General features: G+C 65.3%; 22 protein-coding genes. 13 read left to right on the plus strand and 9 right to left on the minus strand.

From position 1 onward, the window contains the following. Position 1 precedes the first annotated feature (1 nt). From NA3_RS23315 to NA3_RS23335, 3 genes are read right to left on the minus strand one after another with little or no spacing between them, the layout of a single operon-like run. Complete coding sequence (locus NA3_RS23315) at positions 2-922, minus strand: NADH-quinone oxidoreductase subunit H (protein ID WP_062965794.1); 921 nt, start codon at positions 920-922, stop codon at positions 2-4. After that, positions 915-2,717: a hypothetical protein gene (locus NA3_RS37105; RefSeq protein ID WP_156769646.1), complete on the minus strand. Its 1,803-nt coding sequence runs from the start codon at positions 2,715-2,717 to the stop codon at positions 915-917. The genes NA3_RS23315 and NA3_RS37105 overlap by 8 nt, the downstream gene beginning before the upstream one ends. Then, positions 2,708-3,112 (minus strand): NADH-quinone oxidoreductase subunit A, encoded by a 405-nt coding sequence (locus tag NA3_RS23335; RefSeq protein ID WP_227995531.1) that lies wholly within the window; start codon positions 3,110-3,112, stop codon positions 2,708-2,710. Before NA3_RS23335 ends, NA3_RS37105 begins: the two co-directional genes overlap by 10 nt. Before the next feature lie 192 nt (positions 3,113-3,304). Between NA3_RS23335 and NA3_RS23340 the strand changes: the two genes are divergently transcribed. Further along, a complete protein-coding gene (locus tag NA3_RS23340; protein WP_062965798.1) occupies positions 3,305-4,528 on the plus strand; it encodes a L,D-transpeptidase in 1,224 nt (407 codons plus the stop codon). 20 nt (positions 4,529-4,548) lie between these two features. Here the strand turns inward: NA3_RS23340 and NA3_RS23345 are convergent, their stop codons facing one another. Further along, positions 4,549-4,995, minus strand: coding sequence for a hypothetical protein (locus tag NA3_RS23345; protein WP_062965799.1), 447 nt, complete (start codon positions 4,993-4,995; stop codon positions 4,549-4,551). A gap of 213 nt (positions 4,996-5,208) precedes the next feature. On the opposite strand from NA3_RS23345, the gene NA3_RS23350 reads away from it, so the two are divergent. The 3 genes from NA3_RS23350 (at position 5,209) to NA3_RS23360 (ending at position 7,855) form a co-directional block, all read left to right on the plus strand. Continuing rightward, a complete protein-coding gene (locus NA3_RS23350) occupies positions 5,209-5,463 on the plus strand; it encodes a hypothetical protein (protein WP_062965800.1) in 255 nt (84 codons plus the stop codon). A 679-nt stretch (positions 5,464-6,142) separates the two neighbouring features. Then, positions 6,143-7,024, plus strand: coding sequence for a PIG-L deacetylase family protein (locus NA3_RS23355; protein WP_167355035.1), 882 nt, complete (start codon positions 6,143-6,145; stop codon positions 7,022-7,024). A 171-nt stretch (positions 7,025-7,195) separates the two neighbouring features. Further along, positions 7,196-7,855, plus strand: coding sequence for a DUF305 domain-containing protein (locus NA3_RS23360; RefSeq protein ID WP_082976691.1), 660 nt, complete (start codon positions 7,196-7,198; stop codon positions 7,853-7,855). Between the two features lie 80 nt (positions 7,856-7,935). Here the strand turns inward: NA3_RS23360 and NA3_RS23365 are convergent, their stop codons facing one another. Next, a complete protein-coding gene (locus tag NA3_RS23365) occupies positions 7,936-9,252 on the minus strand; it encodes a type II restriction enzyme NmeDI-related protein (RefSeq protein ID WP_062966024.1) in 1,317 nt (438 codons plus the stop codon). Between the two features lie 472 nt (positions 9,253-9,724). Here NA3_RS23365 and lpqS point away from each other — a divergent pair, with 472 nt between their 5' ends. The 3 genes from lpqS (at position 9,725) to NA3_RS23380 (ending at position 13,257) form a co-directional block, all read left to right on the plus strand. Beyond that, the gene (gene lpqS, locus NA3_RS37110) at positions 9,725-10,159 is read left to right on the plus strand and encodes a putative copper homeostasis (lipo)protein LpqS (RefSeq protein WP_156769647.1); all 435 of its coding nucleotides are present in this window, start codon (positions 9,725-9,727) and stop codon (positions 10,157-10,159) included. Positions 10,160-10,353: 194 nt separating this feature from the next. Continuing rightward, positions 10,354-11,952: a phosphoglycerate dehydrogenase gene (gene serA / locus NA3_RS23375; RefSeq protein ID WP_062965804.1), complete on the plus strand. Its 1,599-nt coding sequence runs from the start codon at positions 10,354-10,356 to the stop codon at positions 11,950-11,952. A 213-nt stretch (positions 11,953-12,165) separates the two neighbouring features. Next, positions 12,166-13,257 carry a M56 family metallopeptidase gene (locus NA3_RS23380; protein ID WP_062965805.1) on the plus strand — a complete coding sequence of 364 codons (1,092 nt, stop codon included), beginning with the start codon at positions 12,166-12,168 and terminating at the stop codon, positions 13,255-13,257. Between the two features lie 247 nt (positions 13,258-13,504). On the opposite strand, the gene NA3_RS23385 is transcribed toward NA3_RS23380, so the two are convergent. Beyond that, positions 13,505-13,870 (minus strand): BlaI/MecI/CopY family transcriptional regulator, encoded by a 366-nt coding sequence (locus tag NA3_RS23385; RefSeq protein ID WP_062965806.1) that lies wholly within the window; start codon positions 13,868-13,870, stop codon positions 13,505-13,507. A gap of 401 nt (positions 13,871-14,271) precedes the next feature. On the opposite strand from NA3_RS23385, the gene NA3_RS23390 reads away from it, so the two are divergent. The 4 genes from NA3_RS23390 to NA3_RS23405 all read left to right on the plus strand — a co-directional run bounded on the left by NA3_RS23390 (position 14,272) and on the right by NA3_RS23405 (position 17,614). After that, positions 14,272-14,475, plus strand: a complete 204-nt coding sequence (locus NA3_RS23390; protein WP_062965807.1) for a hypothetical protein — start codon at positions 14,272-14,274, stop codon at positions 14,473-14,475. Positions 14,476-14,642: 167 nt separating this feature from the next. Continuing rightward, positions 14,643-15,014, plus strand: a complete 372-nt coding sequence (locus NA3_RS23395) for a BlaI/MecI/CopY family transcriptional regulator (protein ID WP_062965808.1) — start codon at positions 14,643-14,645, stop codon at positions 15,012-15,014. Then, on the plus strand, positions 15,011-15,973 hold the full coding sequence (locus NA3_RS23400; protein ID WP_062965809.1) for a M56 family metallopeptidase: 963 nt from the start codon (positions 15,011-15,013) through the stop codon (positions 15,971-15,973). The genes NA3_RS23395 and NA3_RS23400 overlap by 4 nt, the downstream gene beginning before the upstream one ends. Positions 15,974-16,051: 78 nt before the next feature. Further along, positions 16,052-17,614 (plus strand): multicopper oxidase family protein, encoded by a 1,563-nt coding sequence (locus tag NA3_RS23405; protein WP_062965810.1) that lies wholly within the window; start codon positions 16,052-16,054, stop codon positions 17,612-17,614. Between the two features lie 118 nt (positions 17,615-17,732). On the opposite strand, the gene NA3_RS37115 is transcribed toward NA3_RS23405, so the two are convergent. The 3 genes from NA3_RS37115 to ccsB all read right to left on the minus strand — a co-directional run bounded on the left by NA3_RS37115 (position 17,733) and on the right by ccsB (position 19,732). Next, positions 17,733-18,122 (minus strand): four-helix bundle copper-binding protein, encoded by a 390-nt coding sequence (locus NA3_RS37115; RefSeq protein WP_156769567.1) that lies wholly within the window; start codon positions 18,120-18,122, stop codon positions 17,733-17,735. Between the two features lie 144 nt (positions 18,123-18,266). Next, positions 18,267-18,539, minus strand: a complete 273-nt coding sequence (locus NA3_RS37775; protein WP_167355036.1) for a DUF2752 domain-containing protein — start codon at positions 18,537-18,539, stop codon at positions 18,267-18,269. A 215-nt stretch (positions 18,540-18,754) separates the two neighbouring features. After that, entirely contained in the window at positions 18,755-19,732 is a 978-nt protein-coding gene (gene ccsB, locus NA3_RS23420) for a c-type cytochrome biogenesis protein CcsB (protein WP_062965813.1), read from the minus strand. Positions 19,733-19,950: 218 nt separating this feature from the next. On the opposite strand from ccsB, the gene NA3_RS23425 reads away from it, so the two are divergent. After that, on the plus strand, positions 19,951-20,562 hold the full coding sequence (locus NA3_RS23425) for a TlpA family protein disulfide reductase (protein ID WP_062966025.1): 612 nt from the start codon (positions 19,951-19,953) through the stop codon (positions 20,560-20,562). 160 nt (positions 20,563-20,722) lie between these two features. Beyond that, positions 20,723-21,463, plus strand: a complete 741-nt coding sequence (locus NA3_RS23430; protein ID WP_082976581.1) for a cytochrome c biogenesis CcdA family protein — start codon at positions 20,723-20,725, stop codon at positions 21,461-21,463. Positions 21,464-21,571: the final 108 nt, after the last annotated feature.

The raw sequence follows: 21,571 nt of genomic DNA on the forward strand, positions 1-21,571 counted from the left end.
TTCAGCGGATGACCACGATCGAAACCACCAGCGCCTGCAGCAATGTGAGCGGCAACAGGGCCACCCAGGCGACTTCCATGTAGCGCGACATCCGGACCGTCGGCCACCGGTGTCCCAGCCACATCAGCACACCCAGCACCGCCACGGTCTTGATCGACACCCACAGCCACGACGGAAGCAACGGACCCGACCCACCGCCGAGAAACAACGGCACCGCCATCGCCGCGGCAGCCACGAACAACACCCGGCGTCCGGCAACCAGCAGCAGCCGATCGATCCCGGACAACTCAGCCAGCACACCGCCGGAAATATCACGCCCGGTCGCAGCATCGAACGGCCTGCTGAACGACATCGCCGGAACCGACAGCAGATACACGATGAAAGCGACCGGCATGATGACGACGAACCAACGGTCCTGTTGTGCGGCAACAATATCGGTGACCCGCAGCGATCCGGCTCCGATCGCGGCGCACGTCAACGCGAACATATGCGGCAACTCATACGCCAGCCCCTGCGCCACGAAGCGATAGCCCCCGACGAGCGAGAACGCCGAGTTCGCGCCCCAGCCGGCCAGCCACACCGCGGCCCAGGCCACGACCTCCAGCGTGTTGAACCACACCAGCGACACCGAATTGTCCAGCACCACAACATCACCCAGCGGAACCAAGGCCGCCGCAGCCATCCCGGCGATCAGCAGGACGAGGCCGGAGCTGCGCCACAGCAGAGTGTCGGCGCCCACGATGCGCCGACGCTGCTGCACAATCAGCAGCGCGGTCGAGCGCAGCGGGCCCAGGGCTGCGTCGACAGGTGCTCCGGCGGCCCTCGCCCGCCACGCGGCATCCACCATCGCGAAGCCTGTCGCTACCACGGCGACGATCACCGGTAGCAACACCGCCAACCACGAAGGGGCCGACTCAACCATGCACTGCTCCCGTCGAATTCGACGACCAGGCCAGCAACTCCACATCCGGGGCGAGGCTTGCGACGATCAGGCGCGCTTCCGCCAGTTCCGCACCACGCAGCAGATCCGGCAAGCTGTCGACGATCCATCGCGCACACGCGACACGCTCCGCCACGTATTCGCCTGGCTTCAAAGCAGTTTCGCCGTCCGAATCGGCGTCCACGATGTCGTGAATCCACCGCAGCAGCCGAGAATGAGCGTCGCCGGCGATTTCGGTGGGAACCTCCGGCCCCTCGGCGATATGCCCGACCCGACGCAGCGACCACCGAAGCATCGACGATACCGTAACCTGCCGCGCCCAGCGATTCAGCCGGGCCGGAAAATCTTCTGGTGCATCCTCGATCAGCAGCTCGTCACGAAGTCGACAGGCGACAGTGGCTTTATCGTCCCAGCCGGCCACCGCCAGCAGCGCGGCCGCAGCATCCAAACGCCGTGCTGCCGAGTATCTTTCACCATCACCCACGGTCACTGGCTCACCTGCAGATGCGCGCAGCCACGGACGAACCCAAAACGGGTCGGCATGGGCGGGCGGATCGAGCAGCGACACGACCACCTCATCGATGACGTCGCCCTGCATCGTCGTGGTGAGCGCCAATCCGGCCGGCCAGAACACCGAAACCGGCCCCAGTGGCAGCGTCAGCACATCCAGCATCAGCCCGTCACGGTCGGGCGCACGATCGGCCATCACGAGCCCGCCGGGTAGTTCCATCCCCATGTCGTGTCCGTGATGTCCGTGCCCACCGTGACCCCCGTGCCCACCGTTATCCCCGTGCGCACTGTGGTGGTCGTGTCCGCCGTGATGCTCGTGCCCATCGCAGTGCTCGTTGTCACTTCCCCCGTGCTCCATTCCCATATGGCTTGCCGACTCACCACCATGACTCATGCGATCGGCATGGTCAGGGCCGTGGGCATTGTGATGAGGTGCACCGCTCGCGTCCGGATCCTCGTGGCCGGCATCTCCATGGGCAGCCGGGCGCGGCCCGTGATCAGCGCCGGAGTGGCCGTGCACGCGGCCTTCTCCTGCCTGGCCCATGTCGCGATCATGCGATCGGTTGTCGTGCGGGTTGCCGCCAGGATTTACCCAATCGTCATCGCTACTCGCGGCTGCTGAGTCATCCCGCGGCGCTTCAGCTTCGGCGTCCATGGACGACGGTGCAGTATGGTGGTGCTGCTCGGTATGCTGGGAGTGGGTCTCATCACCCAGGCCGGGCACATCAGGTGGCATTCCGTGTTCGTGTGCCATGTGCTCGTGATGGCCAGAGTCGCCGTCATGGCCGGAAGCAGAACTGGTGCCGTAGTAGTGCCCGCCCGCCTCATCCGAATCCTCATGGCCGGCAGGGTGGCGCGCGGACTCGTGATCGCCATGGGCTGGGCTCGCCCCACCGCCGGCGCCCCCGTGTCCGTGGTGGCTCGAAACGTGGAGTTCGGCATCGGCGTTCGCTTGTCCTGAGTCGGTCGACCGCATTCGGCGCACCGCAGCCGTCAGTTTCGCCTCGACGTCATCGCCTTCTGCGATGTCTACCCGCGCGTGCGGTTCGGGCACGGTGGCCATCAGTCGCAGGAGGTAAGCCTCGAAATCCGCTGCGGCCGTTCCCGCGACGATCACCAGGTTGGCCGCCGCGGGGTTTTGCGCTGCGCGCCAGCCGTTCTCGCGGACGACCCGCTCGACGGCGAGCCGAGCTCCGGTCCCGCCCGGCACCGTCACGATCAGCGGCACAATCGCCGCCCGCTTCCGCAGCCACGCACTCAGACCCATCGCAGCGCACCCTCTCGCCACGCGTAGAGGACTCCGATCATGAGCACGGCAAGGAATCCGAACATCTCGATCACCGCGGTGGCGCCGATGTCGGCGACGACGACAGCCCACGGATACATAAATGCCATCTCCATGTCGAAAGCCAGGAAGACCATCGTGATCGCATACCAGCGAACGTGATAGCGCGAGACCGCGTGCTCGACGGGGGCCGCTCCGGAGAGGAACGGCTTGATCTCGGTCGCGATCGGCACGGTCCGGCACACGCGTGCCGCGGCGTGGATAACCGCGATCGAAGCACCCATGACACCCAGCAACACCAGCAGATTCACCACGACGACCACCTCCTCCCTTGCCTCGCGGCGACGATGCTGTCTCGCCACGTCTTTCGGTGGCACAACGCACCATCGGACCATATACGGCTACCCGGTAGTGGTAAATACCAGAGAACCCGCCGCTTGATGACCAGCAAAGCTACCTCTCGGCAATCCAAATTCCGGTCCACTACCCGCCCCGTAAACTACTATGTTGGATAGTAAGAAAGGGTTGCGCCGCGCCGTCGCCCAGCAGCGAGAAGTCGAGGAGTGCCCATGTCCGGTCCGCGTTATCGGCTATTTGCCGCCGCAGCCCTCGCCCTGGTCTCCGCCCTCACTATTTCGGCATGTTCGTCCTCCTCCCAGTCGAGCGGCGGCGGATCGGCGGCCACACCCGCACCCGCAGCCATTTCGATCACCCCCGGCCAGGGCACCCGAGACGTCGATCCCTCGGCTCGGGTCCAGGTGAGCACGAGCGACGGGGTGCTGTCGTCGGTGACCATGACGAACGAGCAGGGCAAGGCCATCGACGGGATCATGACGCCGGACAAGACCGAATGGAAACCGGCCGTTCCGCTCGGCTACGGACGGACCTACACCGTGCGCGCGGAAGGGATCAGTGTCGCCGGACCCACGGGACCGGTCACATCGTCGTTCTCTACGCTCACCCCGCGCAATCAGACGACGGTGTACCTCACCACGACCGGCGGCCAGCCTCTGGCCGACGGCGGGACCTACGGCGTCGGCACCGTGATCGTCGCACACTTCGACGAGGACATTCCCGACCGCGCGGCCGCGGAGAAGCGGCTGACTGTCACCACAGATCCGGCCGTCGACGGCGCCTGGTACTGGGTCGACAACCGCAACGCGCACTGGCGTCCGCGCGAGTACTACCGGCCCGGCACCAAGGTGACCGTCTCGGCGAGGATCTACGGCGCGGAGCTGGGCCAGGGCCTGTTCGGGCAGGAAGACAGCTCCACGACGTTCACCATCGGCCCGTCGCACGTCTCCATCGCCGACGACAACACCAAGCAGGTGCAGGTGTTCGAGAACGGGCAACTGGTGCGCACCATGCCCACCTCCATGGGCATGGGGGGCAGTGAGGTCATCGCCGGCAAGACGATCACGTTCTGGACCCAGCCCGGGGTCTACACCGTGATGGGCAAGGCCAACCCCGTCATCATGGACTCCTCCACCTACGGACTGCCGGTGAATTCGCGACTAGGCTACAAGGAAGCCATCAACTGGGCCACTCAGATCAGCACCGATGGCATCTACCTGCACCAACTCGACTCCACCGTGTGGGCGCAAGGCAATACCGACACCTCACACGGCTGCCTGAATCTGAATCTCGACAACGCGCAGTGGTTCTACAACTTCTCCATACCCGGCGATGTCGTCGAAATCCGCAATACGGGCGGCGCACCCCTCGAGGTCTGGCAGAACGGCGACTGGAGCGTGCCGTGGGATCAGTGGCAACAGGGCAGCGCGCTGCGCTGAAGACTAAGCCCGGCGGCGTCTCACCGCGTCGCAGCCGCCGGAACTCCACACGATCGCTCCCCGCGCAGGCGCCGCACCAACGCCCAGCCGAGCAAGGCCAGCGACCCTACCGCGAGTATCGGCTGCACCGGCGCCCACAACGTCAACGCTCCACTGACGCCGATAATGGCGACCACGAGCTTGTTACATACCGGGCACCCCACGGCAAACGCGGACAACAGATTCGCCCACGCCCCTGCCGTGGGAGCCTTGGCCGACAGCGGACTGCGCACGTACGTCGCCATGATCAGGCCACTGAGGATCGCCGTCGCGAGCCACACCGGGTAGTTCCACCACAGCACCGGCGTCATCCGGGTATAGAACGGCGTCGATATCACCCCGGTCGGAACGCCCACGACCACGGCCGCGAGTACCGCAACCCCGAGCGCTACTACCCAGCGCCGCAACTTCCACTGAGAGATCGTCACAGATCAGCACCCCTTCTCGGACGCTTGCCGAATGTCCTCAGCAAATTACTAACTCGAATAGTAGTTCAGGGCTTGGCGGCCATCGACAAGCCATGTACCTTCTACGTACGTAGGTAGATAGTAGATAGACCGCCCCGCTCGTGGATCGTGTTACGCCACAACACTTGCGCGGCCCGCAACCTGCCGTTCCCGGCAGAAAGGATCGATCCGACCATGACGAAGCGTTCCGCCAACCGCCGCCGTCTCGCCACCGTGCTCGCACTCGCCACCGCGGCCCCGCTGGGCGCCGCCGTACTTTTCGCGGGCACCGCCTCGGCCGCCCCTGCTGCGGGTCCGGGTTCGGCACTGCAAGACATCAAGGGCCACCGCCACGGGCATGGGCATGGACACGGCCATGGCCACGGTCACGGCCGGAATGGACAGGGCTGGAACGGCTTCCGGCTGCCCGGTAGCGGCAGCGCTCTGTAGTTCGCGAAGCAGCCCGACGGTTCGGCCGCGTGGACACGGCCGAGCCGTCAGCCCAAAGCTCAGGCCGTAGTTCCGCAGCTACTCCACCCGCTGAAAGGCAGCGCAATGAATACCGGCGTCTCACAAGAACCTTCGAAGATCCGCCCGAAGCGATCGATCCTCAGACTCGGCGTAGCGGTAGCTGCATCGGCCCTCGCCGTGTCGGTCCCGATGGCGCCCGCACTCGCCGCCCCTGACGCCACACCGCAAGCCGAGCGTGCGAGCTATCCCCTGTCGATGCCGCCGACCCCGTACATCCCACCAGCCCCGCACGCACCGGCTCCGCCGCACCGCGCCATCCCGGGCCCTGGCCGACCGAGTTTTCCGAACTACGACCGGCACCCCAACACGCCCGCGCCCCATCGGAGTCTGCCTCCGACGGGTAGTGCGTGGTGACCCCGGCGTAGGGCCAGGACTGTGGCACATTCGAGCTGCGAACTCGCGCGCCATTCAAGAACACAGGTAGCGAATAGCTACTATGTTGGGCCGTAGATAGCTTGACTAGAGGCCGTAGTCGCACCGACCGACAGTGCACTGTCAGGGGCGCAATGCGACCATGCTCGGCGCACCCGCGCTCGGCAGGCACGGCGCTGCGCTTCAACGGCGTCGCCAGGTATCGCGAGAGATTGGAGCGCAAATCATGAGCGGGGGCTTGGTGGTCGTATCGCCACATTTCGATGATGCGGCGCTCTCGGTCGGCGCGCTCATCGCCCGGTCGGCCGCAGCAGGCGATCCTGTTCGGGTGCTGACGGTCTACACGGAACCACCGTCGCGCGCGGAATTGCCCGGCAGGAGCCGGCTCTTCGGCGACTACGCGACCCGGCAGGCCGAAGACGACCGTGCAATGATCCTCCTCGGCGCGGCGTCGCGTCGGCTTGGTTTGCGCGAGCGACTGTTTCGTCAGCCGCCGTTGAAACGAAGCACCGATCTTTTCCGGACCTCCGGTCGACTTTTGGAGTCGGCCGAACTTTTGACTATCGAGCGATGCATAGTCGAGTTGCTCGAGGACCCCGGTATTCGGATTCTGGCTCCGCTGGGCATCGGCAACCACTACGACCATGTAGAAGTTGCGACCGCGGCGATTCGCGTCGCGGCTGTGCACGCCCCAACGAACCGCATCGAGTTCTACGAAGATTTTCCGGCACTGTCGGAGTTGTGGCGGCGCCGCCATCCGGTCGCGCGCACGTTACCACAGCTGTTGAGGTCAGCCCCCTTATGGGCCAGCCCGGCAGCCGGGATCGTCATGGAAGCGATGTCGGTGCTGTCACGGGGACCCACGTCCCCGGATCTTGCGGGACAGAGCCCGCGCGATGGTGCGCACTGGTCGGCCCGGATCGCTCCAGTAGATGGCTACGAGAAGGTGAAGCTGCGTGCGATTGCCCAGTACCGCACCCAGTTACAAGCATCGGGCGCTGACGAGCATCCGATGGCCAAGCTGATCCGCCGCGCACACCACTGCCGCGGCGGAGAAATCCTGTGGCGGCTCGATCTCGCCCGGACTCCCCCGACGATGCTCCCCTGAAATTGAGCGGACGGTGATGGTCGTCTCGGCGCCTGACGGCTATCTGTCTGGGCGAGTGAATCTACCGTTGACGGGTATCACACGCACGAGCGAAGCGGTGACGCGCCGGAAGTATCGATACGGGCGAGACCGCACCAACATGAGATCCCCAAATCGAGCAAGGAGATCCGGATGCATGCACGATCGCTAGTGTTTCGATGGACGGTGGCCGGACTTGCCGCGGCGAGTGTGGTGGTAGTCGCCGGCTGTAGTGACCGCAGCGGCACCGGCTCCACCACAACAGCCACAACGATGCCGACTACCAGCATGAGCGGCATGGCCCAGTCTTCGTCTCGGCAGGCACCGACTCGTACCGATTTCAACGACGCCGACGTCACCTTCTTGCAGGAAATGTATCCCCATCACGCACAGGCTGTGCAGATGGCCGACCTGGCTCCGGCACGGACGCAGAACCAGCAGATACTCCAACTGGCGACCGAGATCAAGAACGCCCAGCAGCCCGAGATGACTCAGATCCGCTCGCTGCTGCAGCAATTCGGTAAACCGGGCCCGTCGGCCGATACCGGCGGCATGCAGGACATGCCGGGCATGCCGAACATGCCCGGGATGATGTCCACCCAGCAAATGCAGGACCTGCAATCGAAGTCCGGCAGCGACTTCGACCGCACGTTTCTGTCGATGATGATCGAGCATCACACCGGCGCCATCAATATGGCCAAGACTGAGCAGGCCCAGGGCGTCAATCCCGACGCACGCAAACTCGCCGATTCAGTCGTCACCAGCCAGCAGGCAGAAATCGACCGAATGAAGGCCATGTTGGGACAGCGCTGAGCAAGGGTTGGACCGACCGCCTCATGGACTCTTTCTCCTGATCAGCTGCCTGACCCCGGCAACGCCATTTCAGCGGAGATTCAACTCAGGTCTCGGGCCAGTTCCTCGATGGGCCGCATCCCTGTGCCGAACCGCATGATCGCCTCGCGGTGCGCACGAAGTTCGCCATAGGGCAGGTACCGCACTTTCAGGTCGGCAACGCGACTGAAGGCGGGGCGCCTGATCTGCGCTCGAACCTCCTGTTCGCGCGAATCCGGCGCGACGAGGAACAATCCCCGCGCGGCAGCGGGTTCCCCACTGAGCGCGAGATCGAGCATCCGGACGATCCCGGAGTAGATCGAGGTCGTGTGCTCCACCTCGAACGCGGCGGCGACGCTTCCGCGACTGTCGAACCACAGCACATCGATCAATCCGATCGCATCCGCTGCCGGACTCGACGCCAGGGCAACCGGCAGCGCGGCCAGACACCCGTCCCCCAGGCGACCGCCGTCATATTCGCGACCGCGGTCGTTGCTTGCCATCCAGACATCGAATCCGAGGGCACGGCCGAGATCGCGTAGCCAACCCTGAACCTCGGTATGCGACACATCGTCACGCATCGCCCGATCCCGGGCCTTGTCGACAGCGGCGTCCGACCGCACCAGTACCAGATCCGCCTCCCACGCAGCACGGGCATTCGCATCCACACCGGCGCGAGGCGGCGCCACATACCGCCCTTGCCCGAGGTCGAACAACAGTCCGGCGACCGCGCCGAGGTCGTTGGACAACAAATTCCGGTGGGTGGCATTGAGCGCCAACATCCCCTCCCGCATGGCCAGATACTGGTCCCATTTGCCGAGCTTGACCCGTGCGCCGACGAGGGCGTTGTAGCCGTTGACGATCGCGGTATTGAACGGCGCTGCCACTGTGGGATGCAGGAAGTACAGCAGATTCGCGGCGGCGGGCCCGAGCCCTTTGATGTTCTGTCCGGCCAACACCCGGATAGCGGCCAGCACCTGGGCCTCGGTGGTGCAACAGCGGCAGGTTTCCAGCATCCGGGCGAAAGCCAGCTGGTTGTCACGGTTTTCGTAGATATCGGGGATGCGGAGCTTCGGTTTCCACAGAAAGGCATGATCGGCGCCCTTGAACATCTGCCGCTGTTCGGCGATGGACCCGACGACCGTCTCGAGCGACGATCCCTTGTAGGCGACCCCGAACGTGTCGGCCTCGATCTCGCGAACCACCTCCTCGATACCGCGCCGGATGGAACGAAAATTCTTCAGCCTCTCTTCCCAGAGGAACCAGGTGCGATACGTCCCGCCAGGGTCGTCGCGCCACCGCCGAATCAGCGCGGCAACCGCATCGTGGTCGAGATCGAGAACTTTGGACGCCGAAGGCGCCGACGGAGTAAGAGCCACGACATCACATCGCCATCTGCCGGGCATTTGTTAGATGGATGTCGGACAGATCGGGAAGACCACTACCAACGCTGTCCCTCAACGGGTTTCAGCCACTGAGAAATCCCGTGGCTTCGTTCCCCAGATGCCGGCTCATCAAGCTCCCGTAGTGCCCGCGCCGACGCCGGACCAGCAACGTGACGTCCGGTACCAGTGCGGCTGTGCGAGCCGCAATGTCCGACGACAGGAATGGATCTCGTTCGCCTTCAATCAGTAGCAGAGGTGATCCGATGTCCTGCAACCGATTCCGGCAATCGAACGCGACCGGCGCCTCGGCCGTGACGATCCCGTCGGCCAGGCCCTCGCCACGATCGTCCAAGTCCCGTGCCCACATCACGGCGCGCGTGAGGGGAACCGGTGACCGCTGCGCGGTAATCAGCACAATCTACGTAGACAAATAGTAGTTTCGCGGCGCGATGGTTATAGTCGTGGTGTGATCGCCGCCGGGATTCGCGCATGGACTGTTCGAGCAGTCTTTGCCGTTCTCGTTACCCTCGGCTTGCTCGGCTTGGGATCGAGCCATTGCCAGCTGATCAATGCCGCCCGAACCGAATCGACACACACGGATTCGGTTTCTGCGGTCAATGTTCCGGGCAACCGGATTACGGCTTCGCCGGTCAAGATCGGCTACGCCCATGCTACGCATGAACATTCCGACGGCGATAACAAGTTTGCGCCCGGACACTCGACGGTCAAGTCGGTAGCGCCCCGCCCGGAAAGCGCGACCGCCGCGTTGCCCGTGTCGAGCATCACGCCCGCCGATATCGCGCCGCCTCGAACTGCCAGCATGCGCGCTCCACCACGCACCGAGTCGACCAGCTCCCAGGGCCGCGCAATTCTCACTCGATTCTGTATCTCCCGACGCTGACTGACGGGTCAGCGCCAGACCGAGAATCTCGGTCGGTGGCTGCTGCCCTCATCCGTCCCGCTGCCGTGCCCGGCTGCGGCTCACAGAATCGAACCCACATGAATAGGCCTTCCCTCGGCAACCCCCAGCACGTCACCTCCACCATCGGTCGCCCGCAACGCCAGTTTTCCCGAGACTCTCAGGAGTGCCCCACAGTGAGCCAAAATGGCCGTCCTGTTGTTCTGATCGCCGACAAGCTCGCCCAGTCGACCGTCGATGCGCTCGGTGACGGTGTCGAGGTTCGCTGGGTCGACGGCCCCAATCGACCCGAGCTGCTGGCCGCCGTGCCCGAGGCCGACGCGCTGCTGGTCCGTTCGGCCACCACCGTCGACGCCGAGGTGCTCGAGGCCGGTAAGAACCTCAAGATCGTCGCCCGCGCCGGCGTCGGCCTCGACAATGTCGACGTGCCCGCGGCCACCGAGCGCGGTGTCATGGTCGTCAACGCGCCGACCTCCAACATCCACACCGCGGCCGAGCATGCCGTCACCCTGCTGCTGGCCGCCGCCCGCCAGATCCCGGCCGCCGACGCCACCCTGCGCGAGCACACGTGGCAGCGCAGCAAGTTCAATGGTGTCGAGATCTTCGGCAAGACCGTCGGCGTCATCGGCCTGGGCCGTATCGGCCAGCTGTTCGCGCAGCGCCTCGCCGCCTTCGAGACCAAGGTCATCGCCTACGACCCGTACACCTCCCCGGCCCGCGCCGCCCAGCTGGGCATCGAGCTGCTGAGCCTGGACGAGGTGCTCGAGCGCGCCGACTTCATCTCCATTCACCTGCCCAAGACTCCCGAGACCAAGGGCATGCTGAACAAGGAGACCCTGGCCAAGACCAAGAAGGGCGTCATCATCGTCAACGCCGCCCGCGGCGGTCTGATCGACGAGCAGGCCCTGGCCGATGCCATCACCTCCGGCCACGTGCGCGCCGCCGGCATCGACGTGTTCGAGACCGAGCCGTCGACCGACAGCCCGCTGTTCGAGCTGCCGCAGGTCGTTGTGACCCCGCACCTGGGCGCATCCACCGCCGAGGCCCAGGACCGCGCCGGAACCGATGTCGCCAAGTCGGTGCAGCTCGCCCTCGCGGGTGAGTTCGTGCCCGGTGCGGTGAACGTCGCCGGTGGCGCGGTCAGCGAGATCGTCGCGCCCTGGCTGGACATCGTGCGCAAGCAGGGTGTGTTGCTGGGCGCCCTCGCCGACGAGCTGCCGGTCTCCCTCGAACTCCAGGTGCGCGGCGAGCTGTCCTCGGAAGAGGTTGCGGTGCTGGAACTCTCGGCGCTGCGTGGCGTGTTCTCCGCGCACGTCGAGGACGCGGTCACCTTCGTCAACGCCCCGTCGCTGGCCGAGGAGCGGGGTCTCGAGGCCTCCGTCACCACCCACAGCGAGAGCCCGACCCACCGCAGCCTGGTCGACCTGCGCGCCGTATTCGGCGACGGCCGCACCCTGAACGTCGCCGGCACCCTGACCGAGCCCGCTCAGGTCGAGAAGATCGTCAACATCAACGGCCGCAACTACGACATGCGCGCCGAGGGCCTCAACCTGGCGATCCTCAACTACGACGACCGCCCGGGTGCCCTGGGCAAGATCGGCACCAAGCTGGGCGAGGCGGCCATCGACATCAAGGCCGCGCAGCTGAGCCAGGACATCGACAAGGAAGGCGCGACCGTCATCCTGCGCGTCAACGAATCCGTCCCGGCCGATGTGCAGTCCGCGATCGCCGAGGCCGTCGGCGCCGCGAAGGTGGCCCAGGTCGACCTGAGCTGAGCGCGGGGTGGTATTCGGTCAAATATCCTCCGCGCCCGAAAACCCCTGTGCGAGTAGCGAAATCGATACAGCGGGAACGCAGGTATTCCCAGCGCGGACAATCGAATACTCTGTGCAGTACGCACGCAGCGCCCAGCTGATTCGGTCCCCGTCACGAGGGGCCCCGCTCATCACACTGAACATCCCAGTCGATTTCCAGGGAAAGGTGACCACGTGAGCAGTGCAGTTTGCCTGCTGCTCTACGGATTCGTCGTCGCGGTCCTCGCGCCTTCGGTACTGCGTCGCTACACGCGCGACGGCATCGCACCGCGGCTGGGTTTGACCGCCTGGCTGTGCGCGATCGTCTCGGTCGCAGTCTCGTGGGCTGCCGCGATTGTGGTGGTCGTCGTCGATATCGCGCACGACATGTCTCACCCCGGCGAGACCAGCATTCTGGACAGCTGCCTGCTCCAGCTGCACGACGCGGCGACCGGGCAATACGGGGCAGTTATCCAGGTAGCCCTGCTGTCGCTGGCCGCTATGGCCGCCGTCGCGGGCGGATTTCTGCTCGCCCGGTTGACAGCCGGCCTGCTGCGAGCGCGATCGGTGACACATGATCACGCCCGCATGGCGCGGGTCATCGGTCGGCACAATTCCCGGTTGGACGTTTTCGTCATCGATCTCGATGAACCGATGGCCTATTGCGTCGCCGGCAAACCCGACACCGTGGTGGTCACCCAGGGCGTGGTCGAAGCCTTGGACGATGCCCATCTGCAAGCCGTACTGGCGCACGAACGCGCACATCTCGCCGGTCGCCACCACGTGCTCCTGGCCCTGACTCGCGGACTGGCCGGCCTGTTTCCACGAGTCCAGCTTTTCCGGGCCGGGGCCGTCGAAGTGGCCCAGCTCGCGGAGATGTGTGCCGACGACGTGGCCGCCAGATCCCACGGAAACCGGACCGTCACCTCGGCTCTTCTCGTGCTGTCCGGTGCCGGAGAGCGAGCAGGTGCGCTCGGCGCCGCCGGGACCAGTGTCGCCGCCCGGGTGGAACGCCTCACCATCAACGTCCGCCCGCAACGACGGTGGGCAACGCGGCTGAAACTCAGCGCCGCCACCGCATTCGCCACGGTGGGCCCTTTGGTGGCGATGGTCATGTCGGCGGTGGGCCTGGCAGTGTGCACCGCAGACGACGATCAAGCCACGGCACTGGGTTCGCACATCATCGCGGTCGCGTTGCACCAACTCGGCTGCGACGACCACCATCCCCACGCGCAACCGCACACCTATTCGGCAATCGCGCGCACTGTTTCTCGACCCTCACATTGATCGCCCGGTCACCCACAACCTGCGCGCGGCGTCGCTTGGGCCCGACAAAGGAGCGGTCGGGGTCGACAAGCCTATGAGGGAACGACTTGTCGACCCCGATCGCAGACGCCGCTGCTGAATTCGGCGCCCTCGCGGTGCGGTAACGCACCGCAAGCCTTCCCACGAATACTATCTACGTACGTAAATAGTATCCACTCCGCGGTTGGATTGTGACTTAGGTAACATCCACGGGGCTGGAGGTAGGCGATCAGCACCCCATACGTCGGCGTAGCGCGGCCAGGAGTCCTTCAGACTCCTCGGCGCTCATGCCGTTGATGAAATGCGTCAGGACAACCTCGAATCGGCCACCCACCCCCAGCGCCTCTCGCATCAGACGCGCGCAGTACTCCTCCCGCGTCACCGTCGGCCAGTAATGAAAGGCCTTGCCCTCGCGCGCCCGGTCCAGCCACCCCTTGCGGCGTAAGTTGTCCATAGTCGACAACACCGTGGTGTAGGCGATCTCACGCTCCCCCGACATTTCGTCGTATATCTCCCGGACCGTGACCGAATCCGTGCGGCCCCACACCCGATCCATCACCACCGATTCCAAGTCTCCGAATCCTCGCGAGCTCACCCCTCGATCTCCTCACCTTGCGAACTCGGTCGCGCCGCCGACAGTCGAAGACGACGACTTTCCTACTATGCGAGACCGTAGGAAATGATCGTACGGCGGGGTATCACCAGGCTCAACCTGGTTAACGAAACGGAAACTCGAGGCCAGTCACCGGCCCGATCGGAAGTTCACTGCGAGAATTCGACCGAGCGGGCCGGCGTCGTCGGGCCTACATGGATCCCATCATGCGGCACATCATCGCGCAGATCGCCTGGAGCGGGTTCATCGATTCACCTCCCTTCGATCCTCCGGACCACGCCGACATCGCACCGGCCTGGACCAGTGCCGTACTATATACGTACGTAATTAGTATTAAGGGTGGGCCTCCACCCTCGCGACTCGCATACATCGGAGGCTCTGCAATGTCACCAACTCTGTCCACAGTCGCCCTGCTGGCCTGCCCGGTCGGGATGGGTTTGATGATGCTGCTCATGATGCGCGGCGGCGGCAAACACGCGCCCGACTCCGGGTCGGCAGGCGACGCCCACGAAATCGCCGCGCTGCGGTCCGAGATCGCCAAACTCAAAGGCGTCGGCGCCCCGGCGAACGCGGGGCGACCGGAATGACCGGGCCTGCCGGGCAGCTTGCGGACGACGCGGACCCGCAAGCCCCGGACCACCTGCGTTCTACGTACGTGGATAGTATGCGAGCAGCAGACGAGGGGTTCGGTACCCAGGGCGCTAGCCGCGGCGATCACGCGCACCGGATGCCCACGACGACGAGGAGACAACCGATGGCACATCGTTTCGGTGAGCTGGAAACGGTCATCATGGACCGGGTGTGGTCGGCGCAGAACACCATCACCGTCCGCGAGGTGTTCGAAGACCTCGCCCGCGATCGCGAGATCGCCTACACCACCGTGATGTCGACGATGGACAACCTCCACCGCAAAGGCTGGCTCGAACGCGACAAGCACGGCAAGGCCTACCACTACCGGCCCCGCCTGAGCCGCGAGGAATACAGCGCCCAGCTCATGCGCGCTGCCCTCGACAGCGCACCATCGGATCTGGTACTGGCCCATTTCGTCGAGCAGATCTCCGAGGACGAATCGGTGACCCTGCGAAAGATGTTGCGGCGCTTGACATCGAAGAAGGACCGCGGGTGAGCCTCGCGGTCTGTGTGCTGCTCTACACCGGCATGGTTTGCGCGGTGGCACCACGCGTGCTGGCTCGGCTGACCGAGCGAGGCAATGCTCCCGCTGTCGGCGTGGCGGTGTGGCTCGTGGTACTCGCCAGCGTGCTCGCGGGCTGGGTCGCCGCAGCGGTCGCGCTGACTGCACAGGCGGTGCACGTATGGAGTCAACCGGGCCGCTCGGCACTGGGCGACTGCTTCACCGCCCTGCATTCCGTCGCGGTCGGCGGCCACGGCCGGCCCGCACAGGTGGTGGCGTTGACCGCGGCCGCGGGCCTGACGGCATTCGTCGCACTGTTGGGTGCGCGCACGGCGCGAGCACTCACTCGTGCGCGCACGACCAGCCGCGATCACGCCGAGTCGGCGCTGATCATCGGCCGACGGGTCGATGGGGTGGACGGCGTGGTCATCGATGCCCCGCAGAAGGCGGCCTATTGCGTTGCCGGGCCGACCTCCACCGTGGTGATCACCAGTGCCGCGCTCGCGGCACTGGACAAAACACACCTGGACGCCGTCCTGGCGCACGAGCGCGCACACCTCTCCGGGAAACACCATCTCCTTCTCGCGACCACACGATCGCTGGCGAAGTCGTTGTCGCGCATCAGGTTGTTCACCGTCGCCGAGATCCAGATCGCACGCCTGCTCGAGATGTGCGCCGACGACACAGCGGCCCATCACCACGGCCGCGACGCCGTCCTCGGCGCACTGTTGTCGCTGTCCAGCAATGCGGCGGTCCCCGCCAATGCGATGGGCGCCAGCAGCGTCGGGGTCGCGGCGCGGGTGGCGCGGCTCGCCCTACCCGAGAGCGCATCCGATCGGAACCGCAACCGCACCGGACTGATCTTGTTCGCCGCCGCAGTACTCATCGCGCCGGTGTTCGCCCAAGTTCTCACCGGCTACGGAGTCATCAACTGTATGCCCTTCATACTTTGACCGTTCCGCAATTACTCATCTCAGCATCGTCAAGGCTCACGCGACGCAGCACGACCACACCCACATTAGGGAGATGCCATGTCGAGCAGGAACTTCCCGCAGCCGCCCATGACGCGGCGCGGATTCCTCGCCCTGGGAACCGGTATCGCCACGGCCGCCGCCCTGGCCGCCTGTTCGAACAACTCCTCCAGCAGCCCAACCCTCGTCCAGCCCGACTCCGAGGCGGTCGAAGCAGCCGAAAACGCACGCCGCGCCGCCGACGCCCAAGTCCATCAGGTCGCCTTGCGGGCGGCGCCGACGACGATCGACCTCGGCGGAGTGCAGGTCCAAACCTGGTCCTACGACGGGAATCTTCCTGGGCGCGAGATCCGGCTCACGCGCGGGCAGGTCCTGCGCGCCGACCTGACGAACACGCTGCCCGCGCCGACGACGATCCACTGGCACGGGATCGCGTTGCGCAACAACATGGACGGAATGGTCGACCTCACTCAGGCGCCCATCGCACCCAACGGGGGAACATTCCGCTATGAATTCACCGTGCCCGACGCCGGCACCTACTTCTTCCACCCCCACGTCGGCGTGCAACTCGACCGCGGCCTGTACGCCCCGCTGATCATCGAAGATCCTTCCGACGGCAAGGATTACGACCTCGAGGCCGTTGTCGTTCTCGACGATTGGCTCGACGGCGTGAACGGTCGCAACCCCGATCAGGAGCTGAAGCAACTGCAGGACAAGGGGATGGCGGGCATGGGGGGCATGAGTTCCAGCGGCATGGATCACGGCACTATGCCGGGGATGAGCCTGGGCAACTCCACGCCCACCGACCCGAACGCGCCGCTGGGCTCCGACACCGGCGATGTCAAGGACTATCCGTACTACTTGATCAACGGCCGCATCGGTGCCGACCCGGTGACCTTCAGCGGAAAACCGCGCCAGCGGATGCGGTTGCGCATCATCAACGCTGGCGGGGACACCGCATTCCGCCTCGCGGTCGGTGGGCATCAGATGCGCGTCACACACAGCGACGGCTACCCGGTGCAGCCGGTGACGACGTCGAGCCTGCTGCTGGGAATGGGCGAACGCTACGACGTCGTTGTCGACCTGGCCGATGGCGTCTTTCCCCTGGTGGCGTCTGCGGAAGGTAAAGCGGGACAAGGATTTGCGCTGATCCGCACCGGCGGCGGCAATCCCCCTCCGGCAGATGTGCGGCCGGCGGAGCTGTCCGCGCCGCCGTTGACCGCCGACCGGCTCGTCGCGGTCGATGCCGTGCGGCTACCGAAGCGCGCACCGGACAAGACCCTGGACGTGTTTCTCGGCCAAGATATGAACAAGTATGTGTGGACGATCAACGGCAAGGCCTACCCCGACCACACACCGCTGGATATCACTCAGGGACAACGTGTTCGGCTGCGATTCGTGAACCAGACGATGATGTGGCACCCGATGCATTTGCACGGCCACACCTTTCAGGTCGTCAACGCCACAGGTACCGGCCCGCGCAAGGACACCTCGATCGTGCTGCCGATGCAGACTGTCGAAGTCGACGTTCAGGCCGACAATCCCGGTCAGTGGATGTTGCACTGCCACAACGTTTATCACGGCGAGGCCGGAATGATGACGGTGCTGTCCTACGTGCAATGAGCTGAACGGGCACCGGCGGCACGGGTGCGCCGTCCGGCAAGGCGCAGCTAGCGGAGGGTGTGCGTTACCTCATCGCGCCATCTCTACTCCGCCGGCCCACGGCAGAGGAAGTTCGAACTCAGTCGAGAGCCGAGATCAGCCCGAGGCAGGCGACGGCGAGACGGCGACATGCCTCGCCACACCTGGGGCCGACAATGCAGATATCACCGAGCTCGTCGCACTCGTCGCCGCATTCCACCGAGACGTTCACCGCCGAATCCAGCATCGGGCCGATATCTTCGATCAACCGGTCGCTGTTCGACAATGCGCAGGCGAGATCATCACAGACACCGGCACACAGGCGAGACGAACCAATGACGGATCGGTATTCCGCCGACCCCTGAGCGCGGCAGCACTCATCGGCCAGCTGCCTGCACAGCTGCGCGCATTCGCGACATCGCTGGAGGCATCGACACATCGCGTGACGACGCCGTCCAGCGGCGATATCGAGACGATCCGAGCGATCCATCCACGCCTGCTGCGCACCGAGCACCGCAGTCGACCAGAGCGCAGCACTGGGCGGGGATGAAACCCGGCCCTGAACTCCGCTCAACATACTATGCAGCTTAGTAGTTTGTGCGGGAAACTGAAGCCCTCAGCCCACCTGGCAGGCTCATCCGCTCCACGGTCCGGTGAGCAGGTTCGCATGCATCTGCTGGTTTACCTCCAATGCCAGCAGTGACACGATCACTGCAACCGCGACGATCCGCCGCGACGCCGAGAAGGAGAACCAGCGCCCTCTCACCAGGCCGACGAGGGCCCGCAGGACAACTGCCCCTACCACCGCCACAACTATCGGGACCGCGGGGTTGAATTCGACCGACCGCGCCAACTCGCCATGCAGGAGGAGATACACCGATCGCGTGCCGCCCCAGGCCGGGTCCATGATCCCCCACCTATGCAACGGGCCGTGCAAGTCCGCGGCGGGGACTCCGGCCACGGCGAGCACGGCAGCCGAGAGCGCGAACACGCAGGCACCCACGGTCAGCCACGGAGCAGTATCTCGATCGACCCACCGGATCCGATCGCGTAGTGGCCGGTGCCGCACAGGTACTTCTCGCTCGCGCATGCGATATTCCTCGATCACCCGACGCAGGCGTGTCAGTTCAATCCAGCATAGGAGTGCAGGCCCGAGACCACGATGTTGATGACGAACAGGTTGAACAGCATCGCGACCAGACCGGCGACGTTGATCCACGCGGCCCGGTCACTGCGCCACCCACTGGTGGCGCGTGCATGCAGGTAAGCCGCGTACAGCACCCAGGCGATGAACGAGGTCGTCTCCTTGGGGTCCCAGCCCCAGAATCGTCCCCATGCGGCCTCGGCCCAGATCGCGCCGAGTATAACCCCGGCACTGAACAGCGGGAACGCGAAAACGGTGGTCCGGTACGCGACCCGGTCGAGGATTGCCATATCGGGTAGCCGTTGGGCGAATCGCCCCAGGAGCCCGGTCGACTCGCCGAAGCGGCGACGCACCAGGAACAGCGCGCTGGCCATTCCCGAGATCAGGAAGACCCCGCTGCCGGTCGAGACGATCGATACGTGGATCGCGAGCCAATACGACTGCAGCGCCGGCACTACCGGAGCGGCCGTCGCGTAGAGCAGGTCCCCGGCGATGAACATCAGGATCAGCACCGCGAAGAGGGCGAAAACCCACAGTCGTCGCAGCATCGGACCGCGCAGAGCCACCACACCGGCCAAAACACCTGCGGCGCAAGCAATCGAGATGAACTCGTACATATTGCCCCACGGCGCACGATGAGTGGCCACGCCGCGCAACACGATCGAGGTCACGTGCAGCCCGAACCCGACCAGGACGACAGCGAAACCCATCCTCCCGAGTCGATCGTCGAACGACCGAGCGCCGGGTTGGGCAATCCGTCCAGGAAGTCCGGAGGCGCCCGACGATGCAGCCGGCCCACCACCTACAGGTACCGGAGCCCGCGCCGGTGACACCTCGGCCGGCACGCGCGAGCGCGCGAGTTCGGCCGCAAACAGCACAGCGGCAATCAAATACACGACGAATGCCGATCGGAACGCCAGATCGCTGTAGTAGGACAGGCTGGGGTCAATCGGCATCTCACACACCCAATCACTCGTGAATCAAGGCGCTGGACCGACGACGGTGGGGTCGCGGCGCAGCGGCAACGCGGAGTTGTTCGCGCCTCGGCGGTGCTCGACTTCGCACCCTCAGGATGCGAACGCCTACCGCAATATACTATGCCATCTAGTACGAGATGAAGTAGTAGATAGGCATCGAATATGTGCCTGTCATGCGACAACGCCCGGGAAAGACTATGTCCAGACGACTGCGAATCCTCGCTTCGGCCGCCCTCACCGCAGCGGCGCTGATCGTTGCGGGCTGCGGAACGACCGGCAAGATCGCCGCGACCAAGACCACCGAGGTGCCCCACGGCACCTTCGACTTCGTCTCGAGTAGCGGCAACCCCGCGCACTACTACGACCCACCGAGCGCCCGCGGCACCATCGGCGATCTCACCGGCCCGGACGTCGTCCGCGACACCACGATTCACGTATCGGACTTCCCCGGCAAGGTCGTCGTGGTGAACATGTGGGGCTCGTGGTGCGCCCCGTGCCGCGCGGAAATCCCCGGCCTACAGCAGGCCTTCGCGCAGACCCAGACGGCCGGCGTGCAGTTCCTCGGTGTCGACGTGCGCGACCTCCGCAGCACCGCAACAGCTTTCATATCGGACCGGGCGGTGACCTACCCGTCGATCTTCGATCCGGATATGACGACCCTCGGCGCGCTGGGCGCACACTATCCCACCAGCGTGGTCCCGACGACGGTGGTTCTGGATCGCCGCCATCGCGTCGCCGCGGTATTCATCGAACCTTTGCGGCCGGATGTACTGGTACCGACTGTGCAACGCCTCGCCGCGGAACCGTGATCGACCACGGTTGGTCCGACCGCGCAAACCCGAACACCCGAACGAAAGGCCCAGCCATGCCGAAACCCGTCCGCCTGCCTGAATCCATTGCGGGATCATTGTGATACTCGCGGGGCTGGGTTCGGGTTTCCAGACCGCAGCCGCTACCGGCCCGCTGCTGATGGGCCTCGGCGCGGCGGCCCTCGCAGGCATGGTGTCGTTCGCCTCGCCGTGCTGCATCCCCCTGGTACCCGGGTATCTGTCCTACCTCGCCGGGATTTCCGGCGCCGATATGCCCGCGGTCACCGCATCGGAGGTGAACTCACCGCCGCGCGGACGCTGGCGGGCCACCGGTGCGGCACTGTTGTTCGTCGCGGGATTCACCGTCGTATTCGTTCTGGCCTCCGCCTCCGTCTTCGGCATGCTCGGATTGCTGCAGGTCAATACCGATCTGCTGCAGCGCATCGGCGGCATCGTCACCATCCTCATGGGCATGACTTTCCTCGGCTGGATACCAGCGCTGCAGCGCGACACCAGATTTCAGCCCCGCCGCATCGCATCCTGGGCAGGAGCGCCGCTGCTGGGAGCAGTTTTCGGACTCGGCTGGACCCCGTGCCTGGGCCCGACCCTGGCCGGAGTCATGTCGGTTGCCGCAGGCACTCAGGGCACGACCGCAGCACGCGGCGTGGCACTGATCGTCGCGTACTGCCTCGGACTGGGCCTGCCGTTCATCGCCCTCGCCTTCGGCTCGTCCCACGCGGTACGCACCGTCACGTGGCTGCGTCGCCATACCCGCACGATCCAGATCCTCGGCGGACTCATGCTGCTCGCCGTCGGTGCCGCCCTGGTCACCGGCACGTGGGCAGTGTTCGTCGGCTGGATTCGCGACGCGTTCGTCAGTAACACCGTGCTGCCGATCTGATCCGAGAGCCGGACCGGGTTTCGCGCTGCGTTGCGGACGCGGTCGATCGGTAGAAGGTGTACAACATACTAACCTGGATAGTAGTTACCGGCAGTGGCAACTGCCCCG

The organism is Nocardia africana NBRC 100379, assembly GCF_001612635.1.
Lineage (GTDB): Bacteria > Actinomycetota > Actinomycetes > Mycobacteriales > Mycobacteriaceae > Nocardia > Nocardia africana.

Excerpts from the sequence above, each read along its gene's own strand:
- NA3_RS23430 (WP_082976581.1), top strand. The coding sequence starts at position 20,723 with ATGGGCCTCGGCGCGGCGGCCCTCGCAGGCATGGTGTCGTTCGCCTCG.
- ccsB (WP_062965813.1), bottom strand. The coding sequence starts at position 19,732 with ATGCCGATTGACCCCAGCCTGTCCTACTACAGCGATCTGGCGTTCCGA.
- NA3_RS23405 (WP_062965810.1), top strand. The coding sequence starts at position 16,052 with ATGTCGAGCAGGAACTTCCCGCAGCCGCCCATGACGCGGCGCGGATTC.
- NA3_RS37105 (WP_156769646.1), bottom strand. The coding sequence starts at position 2,717 with ATGGGTCTGAGTGCGTGGCTGCGGAAGCGGGCGGCGATTGTGCCGCTG.
- NA3_RS23340 (WP_062965798.1), top strand. The coding sequence starts at position 3,305 with ATGTCCGGTCCGCGTTATCGGCTATTTGCCGCCGCAGCCCTCGCCCTG.
- NA3_RS37775 (WP_167355036.1), bottom strand. The coding sequence starts at position 18,539 with ATGGACCCGGCCTGGGGCGGCACGCGATCGGTGTATCTCCTCCTGCAT.
- NA3_RS23360 (WP_082976691.1), top strand. The coding sequence starts at position 7,196 with ATGCATGCACGATCGCTAGTGTTTCGATGGACGGTGGCCGGACTTGCC.
- NA3_RS23395 (WP_062965808.1), top strand. The coding sequence starts at position 14,643 with ATGGCACATCGTTTCGGTGAGCTGGAAACGGTCATCATGGACCGGGTG.
- NA3_RS23350 (WP_062965800.1), top strand. The coding sequence starts at position 5,209 with ATGACGAAGCGTTCCGCCAACCGCCGCCGTCTCGCCACCGTGCTCGCA.
- NA3_RS23425 (WP_062966025.1), top strand. The coding sequence starts at position 19,951 with ATGTCCAGACGACTGCGAATCCTCGCTTCGGCCGCCCTCACCGCAGCG.
- NA3_RS23390 (WP_062965807.1), top strand. The coding sequence starts at position 14,272 with ATGTCACCAACTCTGTCCACAGTCGCCCTGCTGGCCTGCCCGGTCGGG.
- NA3_RS23315 (WP_062965794.1), bottom strand. The coding sequence starts at position 922 with ATGGTTGAGTCGGCCCCTTCGTGGTTGGCGGTGTTGCTACCGGTGATC.
- NA3_RS23355 (WP_167355035.1), top strand. The coding sequence starts at position 6,143 with ATGAGCGGGGGCTTGGTGGTCGTATCGCCACATTTCGATGATGCGGCG.
- NA3_RS37115 (WP_156769567.1), bottom strand. The coding sequence starts at position 18,122 with ATGGATCGCTCGGATCGTCTCGATATCGCCGCTGGACGGCGTCGTCAC.